Origin of the sequence: Acetobacter sp. DmW_136 (assembly GCF_008690365.1) — a bacterium.
In the GTDB taxonomy this organism is placed as follows: Bacteria; Pseudomonadota; Alphaproteobacteria; order Acetobacterales; family Acetobacteraceae; genus Acetobacter; species Acetobacter oryzifermentans.
This window is the reverse complement of record NZ_VHON01000007.1, coordinates 94,511-110,124: the sequence shown is the minus strand read 5'-3', so window position 1 is coordinate 110,124 and position 15,614 is coordinate 94,511. Positions and strand designations below refer to the sequence as shown.

13 protein-coding genes and 2 tRNA genes are annotated in these 15,614 nt (G+C 49.1%); 6 read left to right on the top strand and 9 right to left on the bottom strand.

Annotated features, from left to right (window positions below):
• Positions 1-27: 27 nt before the first annotated feature.
• Positions 28-102, top strand: a tRNA-Gly gene (locus FKW31_RS03500).
• A gap of 140 nt (positions 103-242) precedes the next feature.
• Here the strand turns inward: FKW31_RS03500 and FKW31_RS03495 are convergent.
• The gene (locus FKW31_RS03495; RefSeq protein WP_150177724.1) at positions 243-3,440 is read right to left on the bottom strand and encodes a glycosyltransferase; all 3,198 of its coding nucleotides are present in this window, start codon (positions 3,438-3,440) and stop codon (positions 243-245) included.
• Positions 3,441-3,758: 318 nt separating this feature from the next.
• On the opposite strand from FKW31_RS03495, the gene FKW31_RS03490 reads away from it, so the two are divergent.
• Positions 3,759-5,180, top strand: coding sequence for a hypothetical protein (locus FKW31_RS03490; protein WP_150177722.1), 1,422 nt, complete (start codon positions 3,759-3,761; stop codon positions 5,178-5,180).
• 130 nt (positions 5,181-5,310) lie between these two features.
• Entirely contained in the window at positions 5,311-8,130 is a 2,820-nt protein-coding gene (locus tag FKW31_RS03485) for a glycosyltransferase (protein WP_150177720.1), read from the top strand.
• Here the strand turns inward: FKW31_RS03485 and FKW31_RS03480 are convergent.
• Positions 8,127-9,086: a rhamnan synthesis F family protein gene (locus FKW31_RS03480; RefSeq protein WP_150177718.1), complete on the bottom strand. Its 960-nt coding sequence runs from the start codon at positions 9,084-9,086 to the stop codon at positions 8,127-8,129. The two genes, FKW31_RS03485 and FKW31_RS03480, sit on opposite strands and share 4 nt — an antisense overlap.
• A gap of 111 nt (positions 9,087-9,197) precedes the next feature.
• Here FKW31_RS03480 and FKW31_RS03475 point away from each other — a divergent pair, with 111 nt between their 5' ends.
• Positions 9,198-9,467: an HU family DNA-binding protein gene (locus FKW31_RS03475; RefSeq protein ID WP_003623313.1), complete on the top strand. Its 270-nt coding sequence runs from the start codon at positions 9,198-9,200 to the stop codon at positions 9,465-9,467.
• Positions 9,468-9,539: 72 nt separating this feature from the next.
• On the opposite strand, the gene FKW31_RS03470 is transcribed toward FKW31_RS03475, so the two are convergent.
• From FKW31_RS03470 to FKW31_RS03445, 6 genes are all read right to left on the bottom strand, one after another.
• The gene (locus tag FKW31_RS03470; protein ID WP_006115671.1) at positions 9,540-10,820 is read right to left on the bottom strand and encodes an MFS transporter; all 1,281 of its coding nucleotides are present in this window, start codon (positions 10,818-10,820) and stop codon (positions 9,540-9,542) included.
• A 264-nt stretch (positions 10,821-11,084) separates the two neighbouring features.
• Positions 11,085-11,159, bottom strand: a tRNA-Gln gene (locus tag FKW31_RS03465).
• An 87-nt stretch (positions 11,160-11,246) separates the two neighbouring features.
• Positions 11,247-11,888 (bottom strand): TetR family transcriptional regulator, encoded by a 642-nt coding sequence (locus FKW31_RS03460; protein ID WP_150177716.1) that lies wholly within the window; start codon positions 11,886-11,888, stop codon positions 11,247-11,249.
• Between the two features lie 57 nt (positions 11,889-11,945).
• Complete coding sequence (proC, locus tag FKW31_RS03455) at positions 11,946-12,767, bottom strand: pyrroline-5-carboxylate reductase (RefSeq protein WP_035353012.1); 822 nt, start codon at positions 12,765-12,767, stop codon at positions 11,946-11,948.
• Entirely contained in the window at positions 12,767-13,267 is a 501-nt protein-coding gene (locus tag FKW31_RS03450) for a YbjN domain-containing protein (RefSeq protein ID WP_035353015.1), read from the bottom strand. Before FKW31_RS03450 ends, proC begins: the two co-directional genes overlap by 1 nt.
• A gap of 57 nt (positions 13,268-13,324) precedes the next feature.
• A complete protein-coding gene (locus tag FKW31_RS03445) occupies positions 13,325-13,627 on the bottom strand; it encodes an accessory factor UbiK family protein (protein WP_035353127.1) in 303 nt (100 codons plus the stop codon).
• 279 nt (positions 13,628-13,906) lie between these two features.
• Between FKW31_RS03445 and FKW31_RS15980 the strand changes: the two genes are divergently transcribed.
• Both FKW31_RS15980 and FKW31_RS03440 read left to right on the top strand, forming a co-directional pair.
• The gene (locus FKW31_RS15980; RefSeq protein ID WP_162853384.1) at positions 13,907-14,077 is read left to right on the top strand and encodes a hypothetical protein; all 171 of its coding nucleotides are present in this window, start codon (positions 13,907-13,909) and stop codon (positions 14,075-14,077) included.
• A complete protein-coding gene (locus FKW31_RS03440) occupies positions 14,074-14,991 on the top strand; it encodes a DnaJ C-terminal domain-containing protein (protein ID WP_150177714.1) in 918 nt (305 codons plus the stop codon). Before FKW31_RS15980 ends, FKW31_RS03440 begins: the two co-directional genes overlap by 4 nt.
• A gap of 66 nt (positions 14,992-15,057) precedes the next feature.
• Here the strand turns inward: FKW31_RS03440 and FKW31_RS03435 are convergent, their stop codons facing one another.
• Positions 15,058-15,471: a hypothetical protein gene (locus FKW31_RS03435; RefSeq protein ID WP_035353019.1), complete on the bottom strand. Its 414-nt coding sequence runs from the start codon at positions 15,469-15,471 to the stop codon at positions 15,058-15,060.
• Between the last annotated feature and the right edge of the window lie 143 nt (positions 15,472-15,614).

Below are 15,614 nucleotides of genomic sequence, written 5' to 3'. Positions count from 1 at the left end.
ATCATCCGTAAAAGGAGGCCATCCAATGCGGGCGTAGCTCAGGGGTAGAGCACAACCTTGCCAAGGTTGGGGTCGTGGGTTCGAATCCCATCGCCCGCTCCAGATTTTCCTAAAAAATCAGAGCGGTTTACAGAATTCCAGAAATGGGGTTCTGTTTTTTTTGTGCGCGTTTCACGGTGTCGAAATACCAAGCCGCACAAACAGTATGCCTGTTTGCGGGCTTAGTGTTTTATCGGTCATTTTTAGCTTGTTGTGACTTCACGCTGTTTGGCGCTTTTTTGCACCAATCTGATCCACGGGTGGCGTTCTTCTATCAGGGAGACCACGCGCTGTTTATGTGCCATTTTTTCCGTCACGTTGTTGGTCATGGATGTTTGGTGCACACGATATTCAGCCAGCACTTCCGGTACATGGGTGCCGCGCAAACCGTATTCGGCCATGGTGCACCAAAGGTCGTAATCCTCCCACCCCATTGCGTCACGGCTTACATAGTACCCACCGGCGGCGGCCCATGCCCATTTGGCTACCAGAGCCATGGCATCAATATAATTGCCTGCCACCAGTTGCATGGGGCGGAAAGGTTCATGGCCTAACGTTGGATGTTGGGCGGGATTTCCAAACTGTTGGATAATTGGGTAGGCGTAAGCTGTTAATTCATCTGTCGCACTTAAAAGTGTTTCACATGCATGTGGTAAAAGCCGGTTATCTGCATCCAATGGCAGGAAGAATGGGGTTTCAGCGTAGGCAACACCACAGTTACGCGCGCCACCCAACCCTGCATTGGAATTGGTTTGAAGTAAAATAAGGCGATTAAAGCGCGCCGTCTGTTTTTCCATCCAGCTTTTGATCTGGTTGAGTGATCCATCTGTAGAACCATCATCAACAACAACAAGATCAAGGGTTGGAATGGTTTGCATCCGAACGGATTCTAATGCCTCAAGAATGAAGTTTTCGTAGTTATAAGATGTAATAATAACGGTAACATTTGCTTCTTGCAGGGCATCATGCAGGAACATTACGCTGCAATCAGGAATATCCGGTAGATTGCGTGCCAGATAATGGCCGCGTGCAATTTGTATTTCAGCGGTTTGGGTTGCCTGTTTTTCTCCTTTCAGGCTTTCCATAATCGTACCTAAAAGAATGGCTTGGCGTTGTGGGCCAAAGTGCCACAAGGCAGCATGATACGCATTTCGTGCCATGCGGTGGCGCAAATCCGGATTTTCAATAAGTGTGCGTAACGCGGTTTCCCACTCTTCTGGTGTGGTGGCAAACAACCCGGTGCGGCCGTTTTGCACGCATTGGCGAAAGGGTGCCGTTGGAGAAACAATGGAAGGCACGCCAGCTAAAGCGGCCTCAAAAAATTTCAATTCACTTTTGGCGTTACAGAATGGATTCTGTGTTTCCAGTGGTGCAATTGAAATATCAAAACGGGCCAGTTCAGAAGGAAGGGCAGGCAAGGTGCACATGTCTCGCCATTCTATCTGATTACGCACGGGTTCAAATTCAGGAAACTCGTTCATGAGCAGAACTGGGCGATGATTCCCTGTTTCGCGGAATAGTACAAGCTGAAGATTGGGTTTTTCGTGCAACAAGCGGGCGAGAACACTACTAACCTGAGCAAAGTCTTTTTGGTGTGTGCGGGAGCCTGTTGCATAGCCAATACGAATAATCTGTTCATCCGGGTTAAGCTGGCGCATACGATACGCTTTGCGGCTTAAGGCCAGACATTCTGTATTATATATATTAGGTACAGTATAAGTAACGGGCTGATAAACCCGCATAGCATCCGCTAAAGCATCGGTTGGGGCAAACCCGATATCTGTGCGTAAAAGGGTGCGCTGCATATCAGTAAAGACTGTTTCAATACGTTCTTCTGTGGCGCCAATGCTGCGTATGCCATCAATAATATCCATACGTGCAAGGGCAGGAATGAACGTGAGATCATCTGTATCAAAAATAACCGGCATGTTTTGTTCCCGCGCCAGCCGTAGCATAATGTCTACATGGCCACTGAATTCAACACGCCATAAAATCATGACATCCGCCCAGTTGATATCATCGGGGCCAACGTCTGCGCAGCGCTTCCACTGAGCGGGAAAACCAGCAAGAGAACAGGCAGCCGCATTGCGGATGCAACGGTAATTTACACCCGGAGAATCTGGCTCACCCGCAACAAAAAGAACGTTGAATCCGGAAGGTTGTGAAGGTTGTTCAATAATGGAAATTGAAGCGGCTTCTGGAACTTCAGGAAAAGTAAGTGGCGCGGCTGAGCTGTGTTCCAGCAAAAGTGGAGGCGGAGCCGGAGGGAGTTGCGGAGGGGATTCTACTTGGGGTGGTTGAGGTAGGTCTGGCACGTAGGGAACAACAACACCTTTTACCAAAGCGCGAGCAATAGAACGGATAACGCCGGAAGGTGTTGAAAGATACGTTTTGAGAGCATCTTGCGCTTCGGTTCGGTCAAGAACTTCCTGCGCGAATCTGCCCCATAGATCATGAATGTGCTGGGAGTAAGCAGAATACGTTTGTTTCAAGGAGTCTATATATGCAGACAGGGTGAGTATGTGGTTGTTAAGGGTTTTTGTTTGTTGCTGATAACAAAGCTCTCTCTGTTTTACTGTGCTGATAAAGCCAGTTAAGCGGTCTGTAATTTCCTGTTTTTCTTGAATAAGAGCTTGTTCGTTTTTCTGGGTTTGTTGAAGGGTTTTTTGTAGCGAGTCGATTTTCTGTGCGCTCTGGTCGCTCTCGTGGTGCGTCAGCATTTGCTGGGAAAAAACATGACTGCGCGTTTGTACCAGATCCTGTTTGAGCGTATCTATCTGAGTATGAGCAGCAGTGAGGAGCGCCTTGTTGAACCAGAATTCTCCAGCAAAAGCGAAGCGTTCACGCAGTAGGCTCTTGGTGGTTTTTTCTGTGTCCGAAAGGCGGGAATCCGGTGTGAGTAGGGGAAACAGGCAGGCAACCTCTGTTGCTGCTAGAATGCCTAATCCTGTTCCTTGAGGGAACATAAAGGCAGGAAAAAGAGCAGAAAGATGTTCCCATGCTTCTGCACGCCGCGAGTCTTTTATCCCTTCTAATAGAAGGAGCGTGTCTTCTGGGGCAGTATTTAGAAGATGCTGAATGGATTCTGCCGACTGCCACATTCTGGCAGCTATATAAATAACCTGATTGTTATGAGTGATTGAAGATGGAAGTTCTGCCTGAAATGTAAGTTGGAAAGATGAGGGATGAATATTAAAGTGAAAGCTCAGTGTTTCCTTAATGGAAAGGCTGCTTCCAACCAGTAATAACCCGCTAAAAAATGCTTCCTTAAGAATCCATGATAGGAAAGGTATGTTTTCACATCCAAATGTACTATTTTGTATGAGTATAGTTGGGGTGAAAAGCGGAGAGTCTTCCAATGATGAAAGAGATTCTGCGAGGGAGGAAGGCACTACAGGCATGTGTCCGGCACGAGTCCAGTTGTGGTGATGAAAAATAACAAACAACACTAGAGGGTTATTCTATACAACTATCAGGAAAATTATAAATATTTACCATTATAGATTGGGTATTTTTTATTTCATCAAAGAGAGAAATTTCTTACAGTGCTAACGGCTGGCAACGCTGTGCAATGTTGGCCGTTAGCGAAGTAATAACGCTATAATCTGCTTGCGTTTCGTGCAGTATTTTGCGAAGCAGGAAAGGATAGCGTTAGATTGCCGTAGGCGGGTTGGAATTTCTGGCTGGCGCGGCAAAATGTAAAGAAAAAGGACGGATACATGCCGATTATCACGGTTGTCGGTGCGTCCGGTAATGTTCAGGTTACCGTAGACGGCGCACAGAATTCGGCCCTGTACAACCAGGCCACTGACCTGTCGAACCAGTTGAATTCAGTCATCAGCACTCTTGATGCACAGAATCTTTCTGCTGGGGATACAACCTTTAGCGATAGCAATAAGGCAGGCTACGGGGTTATTACCTCAGCTGGTTCTTACCGCGTTGCTGGTAATGTTGATTACCTGAGCATTGGTTCCGATGCCAACAGCCAACCGGGTACGGCTCTTGATGGCTGGGTGAACGTTAATGCATACGGTGGCACTGCCTCCAGCATGACCGTTCTTGGTGGCACCAACACAGGTATTGCTTTCCGTGCAGGTGATCAGAGCGGCCAGTTCCTGGCTGGATCTGGTGATAACCTGTTCGAAGGCAACAGCCTGTCCACCGCAGGTAACTGGAACATCATGACCGGTAACGGTGATGACACAGTGAACAGTGGTGCAGGTAACAACACCATCTCTGCAGGTCAGGGCCACAACACCATCGATCTGGGCTCGGGCATGAACTATGTTCATTCCGATGGTCAGGACACCATCACAGCAACCGCTGGTCGTCAGAGCGTTACCCTGTCTGGCAGCAGCTCTACGGTTCAGCTGTCTGATAACTCTCTGGTTGTGGATGCCAATGGTAGCCAGCAGATCACGGTTGGTGGTGCTTCCACCGTTACCGGTGGTTCTCTGGATTACATCAACTTCTCCGGTGCTACAGGCACTGTTGAAGGTGGCCAGAACAGCACGATTTCCGCTGCTCATGGCAACCTGCAGACCGAAAACACCGATTCTGCACTGATCAACGTTTCCGACAATCTTACCTTCATTGGCGGCACGGGCGAAACCACCATTACGGCTGGTCACGCTACGATCTTCGGTTCCAACGGTCTGGATATCCATGTTGCTGCAAGCCAGCAGGGCTTTATCGATGGTTCTGGCGCGAATAACCTGTTCGTTGCAAACGATGGTAACGAAACGCTGGATGGTGCATCTTCTGCATTCGGGTTCCAGGCATTCGGTAACAACGCAGGCACAACAGGCACCCAGACTTTCATCGGTGGCACTGCTTCCGATACGCTGGTTGCCGGTGTAGGCGATGCCACCCTGGAAGGTGGTAGTGGTGCAGCTAACGTGTTCGGTTTCCGTAACAGTGTTGCTGGCGCAGATTACACCATTCAGGACTTTGGTAGCGCTGCTAACAACTCTGTTCTGTTGGTTGACTACGACTACACCAAGGCATCTTTCCAGACAGACGTTCTGGATAAAGCAACACACAACGGTAACAACACCACAATTACTCTGTCTGACCACAGCCAGATTACATTTGTGAACGTTGATACCCTGAACCAAAACCAGTTTTCTGGTCTGAAGTAAGTCTTTAGAACAGGTTTACGTTCTTGCTTAAGAGGAAAGCCGGGCCTTAGGGTCCGGCTTTTCTTTTTGAAATAGGTTGTATAAAAAGATTGTGTGATATTTCTAAAGTATTGTGAAAGAATTAAAGCTTATGGCGTATTCTAAATTGCCGTGTGACACGCCAGAAAAGCAGCAATCTACCGAAGAAGCCCTTACCGCTAGTTATCGGGCCAGTATGCGTATTCAGGCTATGCGCATGGATGGCATAGCCCATGAAGCCTCTTACCTTCGGCATGAACTTTCACAGTCACAACGTCAGCTTAGTATCTGGCAGCATACATTATCCTGGCGTCTTACGGCTCCGTTAAGGGTGGTTCGGCATTTAAGTAAAGGGCAGCTACCAACAGGCCGAAAAATTTCGGACGTTTACCATAGGCTGCAAGAAATTTATCAGGATGAAGGTGTGGCAGGGGTGCGGTTTCGTATCTCTCATCGTTTGGCACGTTCATCCATTGGCCGTGCAGCTGAACGTCTATTTGAACGTAAGCCTGCCACAGTGGGTACTACTGTTGAGGGTGGGGACAAGAAAAATACAAGTATTTTAACGCATGAAGAAAAAATAAATCAGGTTTATTCTGCAAATGTTGGCAAGGAACGCTTAAAAGATTTGACGCCTCGGGTTCTGATTATTGCAGAGTTATCTCTGCGCCAATGTGCCAAATATCGCGTTTGGCAGAAAGAAGAGCAACTACGGTCTTTAGGGTGGCTTGTAGAGGTTGTTGATTGGCGAGAAACAGAAGAAGCTCTTTCAGCTCTTCAGGTATGCACAGAGGTTATTTTTTACCGTGTTCCCGCTTTTCCTGCGGTTGAAACACTCCTTAAGGAAACAAGGCGGTTAGAGCTTTCCCCTTGGTGGGAAGTGGATGATCTTATCTTTTCTGCGGAAGATTATAAGCAGAATGGTAATTTGGCCACTTTGGACAAACAGGAGCAAGAAGAGCTTCTGTTTGGCGTTCGGCTTTTTCGTAAATGTTTGTTGTCTTGCGATAAGGCCATTGCCTCTACACGTGTGTTGGCACAGGCTATGCAAAAAGCCGGTATTCAGCATACCGTTGTTATAGAAAATGCGCTGGATCAGCAGACATTGGATGTGGTGGCGGACATCCGGCAAAATGGTGTGCCCCAGCATGATACGCAGCGCGAGATACGCATTGTGTATGGTTCTGGCACACGTACGCATGATGCAGATTTTAAGCTGGCGGCAGCAGGTATTCTTGCAGCCATGCAAGCAGACCCACGCCTTACACTGCATATTATCGGAGATCTTACTCTGCCATCAGAGTTTAATGCGTTGGGTGGGCGAGTGCAAACCCAGATAGGGTTAGATTACGCAGCTTATATGCAATTGTTGGCGCAGGCAGATATTACGATTGCCCCATTAGAACCTACGATTTTCAATGATGCCAAAAGCAATATCAAATTTCTGGAAGCCGCTGTTCTAAGTTTGCCTGTGGTCTGTTCACCGCGCGATGCGTTTATGCAGATTGTACAGGATGGTAAAAATGGGCTTGTCGCACAGACCGATACAGAATGGTGTGATGCCATTTTAAAGCTGGCTGTTGACAGCACATTACGAAAAACACTTGGTGATCAAGCCCGTAAGGATGTTCTGGACCATTATAGCCCAGAAGCCATTGTGAAAAACCAGGTTTTGCCAGCGTTCGGCAAGCCGGAAGTTCAGAAGTCATCAGAATTACGCATTTTATGTGCGAATATTTATTACGAGCCACGCTCTTTTGGCGGCGCAACATTTGTTGCAGAGGAAATGGCTCGCAGGCTTCAGCAGCAGGAAAACACAAAGGTTGCCGTGTTTACATCACGCCCTCCTTTGGCGCAGCGCGGCAAGGCGAGTATCCGCTATTGTATGGAAGGCACAGATATTTTGGGTGTTATCACGCCCCCAGATCATGATGCCGTAGCAGGGTTGGATAATGCCGATGCCACGCAAGCCTTTAAAAAGTGGGTGGAGGCATTCCGCCCTTCAATTGTGCATTTTCATGCAACACAAGGGTTGGGGCTAGGTTGTGTAAGGGTATGTATGGAAAAAAACATTCCTTACGTTATTACACTGCATGATGCATGGTGGTTATGTGAGCGGCAGTTCATGGTGAAAGCCGATGGACATTATTGCTTTCAGGAAAAAATCAATCTGCATACGTGCCAGCTTTGTGTGCCGCATGCACGGCATCTGGCGGAACGTCAGATATTGATGATAACGGCCATGCAGCATGCCGCACTATTGCTGACCCCTAGTGCCGAGCATCGTGCACTTTTTGTTGCAAATGGAATTCCGGCAGACAAAATTCGGGTAAACCGGAATGGTTTTTTGTGGCCCAAATCTTCTCATCCACAACGTCTTCCCGGCCAAAAACTACGCTTTGGCTACGTAGGCGGTACAGAAGAAATAAAAGGATACTCTCTTGTAAAACGCGCATTTGAAGCGCTGGAACGAGATGATTGGGAACTGGTTATCGTTGATAACAAGCTGAATCTGGGTATCAAATCTGTTTACACAGGAGCATGGAAAACACAGGGGCGTGTTTCCACAATTCCAGCCTATACGCGTGAGACAATAGACGACTTTTTCAATAGCATTGATGTGCTGCTGTTTCCTTCGCAATGGAAGGAAAGCTATGGCCTGACCGTGCGTGAAGCGTTATCGCGCGATGTATGGGTAATCTCTACCGCTCCGGGTGGTCAGGCGGAGGATATTGAGGATGGAGTGAATGGCACCCTTATTCCGATAGATGGCAGGCCAGAAACCCTGCATATGGCGGTGGAAAACCTTTTGGATACACCCGGATTTATGCAGGACTATGTAAATCCTCATAAAGCGACCCTTGCCACATTTGAACAGCAAAGTGCAGAGCTGGGAAAATGGCTGTACGAAGTGGCGCAAGTCTCAGGTTAACGCGTTGAACGTTTCAGATGGCCTATCTTCCAGCGTAGGCTATCTGCTGTGCTGATAACGTTATAAAGCGCTCGCCCTTTTGCTGTTGTGGCAGCAGGGGCTGATCTGGATTCGTTTTTGCAAAAACTATCCATGATCCATTGGCGATCAAAGTCGGACGCTGGGGGAATAACCTCTGGCCACCGGTGTAAGTTCGAGATAGCGAAGATGTTGTTCCGTAAGAGTTCCCGCTTGATAAAAGGCACCTGCCCAGAAGCAGCAACAGAATACCAGTGCGTGTGCATAGGGTTGGTGGGGAGAAAGCGAGCTAGAGGTGACTGTAGATCGCTCCAGGCTGCCTGAAGAGGAACTCCGGCCTCTTGCAGCGCAACGGATAACCCTAATTCGCCATGCCAGATAATTTCATTCCGACTCATTTGTTCAAATGGGAGGGAAAAAACACGCTGCACTGGTGCTGCTTGCAGTGTGTGCCGCGAAAGCCCAACAAACCATGATTGCAAATGTGGTGTGACAAGGCGGGAGGCAACAAGCCCCCAAGCAGGTAACGTATATGCGTGTGCTTGTTTTACTACATCGGCAAGAGGTCGAAATGGCCCGAAGACACTGTCATTCGCTAAAAGTACGTACGGAGCTTGAGCTGCAACGTTTTTTTGGAACAAGAAACGCCATGCTCCAAAGTCCATCCCTCCGTTAGGGCGTTGCCAAACGTGAATATTATTTTTTTTACAGAAAACAATGGTTTCTTTATCTATTGGGGTTTCACCAGAAAGAACCAGATGCAGAATAAAACCGCAATCCAAAATGTTTTTTAGGTAAAACCGTGTAAAAATCGGTAAAATACCGTCTGGTGCGAATGCAGCAAAAAGACATACAGACCCCGCCGGTAAACCTGTGTCTGAAAAGCCACATGATCCGTTTTTGCTGACAGGATCGGAAGGATTTAAAAGATGCTGCATTTTTTAAGTTGGTTTTTTCATCAAAATGTGACTACAAGCCCTTAAAGCATAGGCATGATAGCCAAATAATTCTTGTGCATACAGTTCTGTCTGAAAGGGAGTTAGTACTTCATGAGCAAGGCCTTTATTGCAGCAGTGATCCAGGACTCGATCAACTGCACCGGCGTTGCCGCCAATCAGGCAGCGAATGACCTCATTGATGCGATTGTAGAAGAACTGAAGCGTGAAGGTGGTTTTACACTTCCTTCTTTCGGAACGTTTACAGTGCGTAAGACCAAAGCTCGTAAGGCCTTGAACCCTCGCACGGGTGAGCAGGTAAAGGTCAAAGCTGGCAAAACGGTACGTTTTAAAGCAAGTCCGAATCTGAAAAAGGCTGTTTAAGCCTGAACGATCGGGTAGCTGCATAAGCTTTGGAAAAAGCCTTACGGATATTGTTCCGTAAGGCTTTTTTTATCAGGAATGTTCGGGGGTAATGTCTTCCAGCCTATCCAGTTTGCGCAGGCCGGGAAACAGCATCATCCAGATTCCACTAATGCATAATGTGCCAATACCGCCTAATACAACGGCAGGAATGGGACCAATAGCAGCGGCCAGCATGCCGCTTTCAAATTCCCCCAACTGGTTGGATGAACCAATAAAAAGCATATTCACCGCAGAAACGCGGCCACGCATTTCATCTGGCGTGCCTAATTGAACCAGTGCTCCGCGTACCATAACGCTGATCACATCCGCTCCGCCCAATATTGCCAACATGATAACTGAAACGGCGATGGAGCGAGAAAAACCAAAGGCAATGGTGGCAAAACCAAAAATGGCAACGGCTGCAAACATCCACAATCCAGCATGTCGCCCTAAAGGATGACGGGCTAAAATAGCAGCCACCAATAATGCACCAATACCAGGAGCAGCCCGCAGCAAGCCTAATCCCCAAGGGCCTGCATGCAAAATATCATTTGCAAAAATGGGAAGCATGGCTGTCGCCCCGCCCAACAGCACAGCAAATAGATCTAGAGAAATAGCGCCTAGCATAGTGGGCTTGCGGCGTAGAAAAGCAATGCCGCCAAAAACAGCGGCTAGGGTTGCAGGCTGTTTGGCGCGGGTTGGAAACTGCAATTTCATGGAAAAAGTACAAAATGCGGCAATAGCAAAGCTAAGCGCGCACAATGCATAACATACCCCTGCGCCCAAACCGTATAGCAATCCGCCCAAAGATGGCCCTGCGATACAGGCAACCTGAAACAGAGAGGAAGAAAGAGCCGCTGCACGTGGAAAGAGTGCAGGAGGAACCAGAGAAGGCAGAAACGTTTGCTGCGCGGGTGCTTCAAAGGCGCGGCAGATGCCAAATACCACCACAAGCCCGTAAATCATGAGGGAGGTGAGGTGATGCGAGAATGAGGCATACGCCATGAACGCCGTAGCAAGTGCCTCGATCACCTGGCACGAGATAACAATACGTTGCCTGTTATGCTGGTCTGCTGCGTGCCCGGCAGGGAATATAAACAAAACCATAGGTAGAAATTGTGCCAGCCCCACAAAACCCAATGCGGCTGCACTGTGGGTAAGAGCATAAACCTGCCACCCTACAGCTACTGCCTGTACTTGAGATGCAAAGGCAGAAAGTGTTCTTCCTCCCAAAACAGCAGGAATACCCTGTTGCTTCAAAAGCGAGGGAGGCGGCGCAGAAGGATGTGTCATGAGAACGGGGGCAGTCTGATAGAGCAAAAGAAAAAGCACTAATGGTGTTTTCTATCAGAGAAAGGAATATTCCGTAACGTCAAGAGTAAGTGTGAGTATCAGAAAACTTATTCAGAATAGTTTTACATTTCATGATAAAGTATTCTGAAAGTGTGTTAAATGTTAAGATCGTATAAATAAATATAGAATTTATTTATACTCATTTCTAGAAAATACAAATTTCAACAATACATTGCGGGTGAATATATTCATTTAATTTTTATGAAAATAAAAACACGAATATTTTTTAAAGAGATTAGGTTCTGGCTGGGGCGGGAGGATTCGAACCTCCGCATGGCGGAATCAAAATCCGCTGCCTTACCGCTTGGCTACGCCCCATCAGCATTAAGCTGCCAGTGCCGCTCTTTTAAGGCAAACTGACAGCTTTCGTAAAGTCTGTTTTTCAGATCTTTGTCAGAAGAAAGATTAATTGCCTTCTGCAAAGCTAGAATCTGCATCCGGAAGAGCCTCCAGATCTGGCAATCCGTCATCCAGAGAGGCCGCTTCATCACCTGCGGGAAAGAGGCCAAAACGGCCAGCTTTGTCTAACGCCAGATCCAGAGCCGCCATGGTGCTGCCCATATCGGGGCTGTCATCTTTTTCCCATGCACGCAAAGTGTGGGTCCATATGCCCACAATCATGTTCACGCGTACAAATCCGCCTAGCCCGTTGGCGCTAATGCCTGCGGCATCTGCCATCCAGCGCATGCTTTCAAGCGTGGCACCACCTAGAATGATAGCTAAGGGCGGGTCCATCGGCAGGCTGCGCAGCACAGAACTGAGGCCTTCACGGTATTGCTGGAATACATCCAGCCGGCGCATCAACAGGTCAAACAGGCGTTCACGCGTGTTGCCACTTACTGTGTCATCAGCCAACGCGACATCATCCGCCATGCGCCCAAGACGAAGCAAGATGGAAGCCTTAAGCGGAAAGCGCTGCCGTGCCTCACGCAGGGAAAGGTCTGCATCACGCGCGGCATCCAATACAGAAATGTGCGACCAACCACGTTCTGCAGAAAGTGTTAGAGCTGATGAAACCAGCGCTGCATCAAAATCATCATTGTCCATTTAAAAACCTGCGCGAGAAGAAAGAGAAAATATAATCAATGGGCATAAAGGCAAAAATCAGGATGCAAGTTCCTTGGCGCGCTTAACAGCAGCAGCAATGGCGGTTGAAACAGCCTGTGGCCATGCATCGGAGGCCATCAGAACTTTCAATGCGGCTTCTGTGGTGCCACCGGGGCTTGTAACGTTCCGGCGTAACTCTGCGGCATCTGTGGGAAGCTGATGCAACATCTGCCCCGCACCATAAATGGTGCCGCGCGCCAGCGCACGGGCGGTTGGTGCGTCCAACCCTTGTTCTATGCCAGCCTGTTCTAGCAGTTCAGCTAGAAGGAAAACATAAGCAGGTCCGCTGCCAGAAATAGCGGCTACGGAATCAATTAACCCTTCCTGATCCACCCATACGGTTTTACCCACAGCGCTGAGGAGTTGATCACACTGCTTTTTCTGCTCTGCGGAGGCTTCGGGCGGTGCATAAAGCCCGCTCATGCCTGCACCTAGAGCCGAGGGAGTGTTGGGCATGCTTCTGATAATAATAGGAGAGGCCGCAGCGTTCCCTTCCCGATAAGCTGCCAGTAGGCTGGCAATGGTGCGGCCAGCCATAACGGAAAGCAGTGTGGCGTTAGGGAAGTGTTGGGCCAGTTCTGCCAGAACGCCATTGGCTTTTTGGGGTTTGACGGCAACCAGAATAATATCTGGCGCAAAATCTGCCGGAATGGCCTCTAGAGAGCGTACAACACGGTGGGGAGCAGGAAGCTCCGCCAGGTGCCGGTCTATAACTACAGAAGGGGCTAACCCATGCGCTAGCCAGCCTTCCAACATGGCACCACCCATTTTACCGCAACCGACGAGAAGGATGGAGGGCAGGAGGGGGGTGTTTGTCATTATGCTTCTCCCTGACAATCAATCATGGCTGTTGCGAGTGCCGTTTTGGCATCCAACCCTGCGTGCAGAAAAAAACGAAAAGCAGGGTAAAAACGTTCGCATTCAGCCAATGCAATGTCGATCATATCTTCGAATACATCGGTAACGGATGGTGTACCGCGCAACAGCAGAGCATGGCGAAAGAGCAGAACGCCGTCTTCTGTATCCAGGCTGAAATGGCCAACCCATATCTGCTCATTCGCCAGCCCGATCAGTTCGTACAGATCGGGGTGCTGTGTGGGGGCTGCCTTAAGATCAAACGCACAGGTAAACAGAATAGCGCCCAGTTCGGCTGACCATGAAAAAAACAGCCCGTAATCACACCAGCGGGAAGGGGCTTCTGCTGCCATTTCCGTTGGGGTACAGCGTTCAAATGTCCAGCCATGCCCACCGATTACCTGTTCCATGAGATCAAGCGGGTTGGTGAGCATGGAGGATGCTTCAGAGGTCAATGCTGGCATGGGGGTGCTCCGTGCCTGCGGGAAGGCAGAAAAGAATATTTAAGGGGAAGTGCGGCTTCAGCCGTGGTGCTGGTGCCCATGATCGTTGTTGTTATGGGCCAGCTTGTGTTCCAGAGCCGTTACGCGTTCTTCCAACGCAGCCAAGCGGCGTTCGGCCTCTTCCTGGCCAATCCGCGCCTGGGCGGCTAGGTCACGCATCACTTCAAATTCTTCACGGCGCACAACCTGTAGGCCAGTCAACACTTCATCTACACGGCTGCGAACAATAGCGTTAATTTCTTCGCGCACACCTGTAAGGGCGGAAAAAGCTCCACCGGCCACGCCGGCAAGATCATCAAAAAAGCGCGGTTTGTCAGCCATAGCCGGTTTCTCCATCATTCTGGTTTGCGGCATAAACGTTAGCAAAGTGTGTTTATGCCGTTATCTTACATTCTGGGCTTTATAAAGAGTATGAGCGCCAGATGCCACGCCTTACTTTTAGCGGCTGCGGGATATATGGGTATCAGCTATTCATATGGTGCCGGGCATCCATTGACCGTGCCTTTGAGCGTTCCCATTATTATAAGTAATGTCATGAAAAAACTGTGGGCACGCGCATGCTCTTTTATGCGGCCTTCAGGGATATGGAGAAAGTGATTTATGAACAATTTAACGGCGGAGGCATATCTTAAACCCCGTCTGGAAGCTTTTGTGAAAGAGGCAGAACAGGCCGGGTATTCCCGTGATGTTGTGATTGCTCTGCTTATGAGTTTGCTGGATACGGATAATTTTTCCGATTCCCGCCCTGCTCAGCAGGGAGGTGCCGCATGAGCGTGCGTGATCCGTATGACGTGCTAGGTATTTCTAAAAGTGCCAGCCAAGATGATGTGCGCAAGGCCTATCGTAAATTAGCCAAAAAATACCATCCCGACCTGAACCCTGATGATAAAAAGGCCGAAGAACAATTCAAGGCCGTTAATCAGGCTAATGATCTACTGTCTGATCCAGAAAAGCGCGCACGTTTTGATCGCGGTGAAATTGATGCTGCCGGGCAGGAACGGCACCCCGGTTTTGGCGGCGGAGGCGGCGGGTTTAACGATTTTGGCGGGGGTGCGGGTGGCTTCCGCTATAGTGGCGGCCCCGGTGGTGCAAGCGGCTTTACAGAAGAAGATCTGAGCGATCTGTTTGGAGGCATGTTTGGTGGGGGTGGCCGGGCGCGGCGTTCTGGCCCACGTAAAGGGGAAGATCGATCCTATACGCTTAAGGTCAGTTTTCTAGACGCTGTAAACGGCGGTAAATCTCGTATTACCTTGCCAGAAGGCAGCACGCTGAATGTGACAATCCCTCCGGGGATAGAAGACGGCAAAGTGTTGCGTCTGCGTGGTAAAGGTGCCCCCGGTGTGCAAGGTGGCCCAGACGGAGATGCGCTTATTACCGTTACCGTGATGTCTGATCCCACATATACGCGGGAAGGGAATGATCTGCGGGAAAATCTGGATGTAGATCTTAAAACCGCTGTGCTGGGTGGGGCTATCATGGTGCCAACCCCAACAGGCACGGTGAAGATGAATGTGCCTGCAGGTTCAGATACGGGCACCGTATTGCGGCTTCGTGGCAAAGGCGTGCAGGCGCACGGGGCCCGCCCAGCAGGTAATCTGTATGTGACGTTACAAGTGAAAATTGGCAAGCCAGATGCCGATTTGCAGGAGTTCCTGAAAAATTGGAATCCTGCAGAAGAAAAGTAATTCAGGCCGATAAATCTTTCCCTGCCCATTATATTTTGGGCGGGGAAAGTGGCGGAAACTCAGATATCAGCCGTCATCGCGGTAAAGTGGGATCTCCATTTTATGCCCATCTTTTTGAACCAGAACCAATTGAGCTGTATTTTCTGAAAGACGTGTCAGCGTAGCGGTTACGTCTTCTTGCTGTCCTTCCCATACCTCATTGGATTTACGCGCCAGGGCAAAGTGGTTTTGCTTTACAACTTTGCTAATGTTGTCCGGTACAACAACCACTAAGCGTGCTGCGGGGCCAACAGCGCGGTTACCCATAATGGTAATGGGTTCCATAACCATTGTGACGGCCCACTTACCCATAAAACTTGCAATGGAATAAGGCTGGGCTGGTGCAGCTTTTTCTGTTGTAGCCGGTTTCTCTGGGGTTTGGGCAAACACGGGGGAGGCAAGGAGGCTGGTGGCAAGAAGGGCCGAAGCAATCTGTTTCAAGTCTGAAACTCCAAATGAATTTCTTCTTATGTGAACCCCCGGCAGGGGTGGCGTCCACCCCATTTTAGGGAATGGGGCAACCCTATGGCCCTTGACGAAAGAGACAATCGTAGCCAGATAAGTGCTATGAACAAATCAGCATT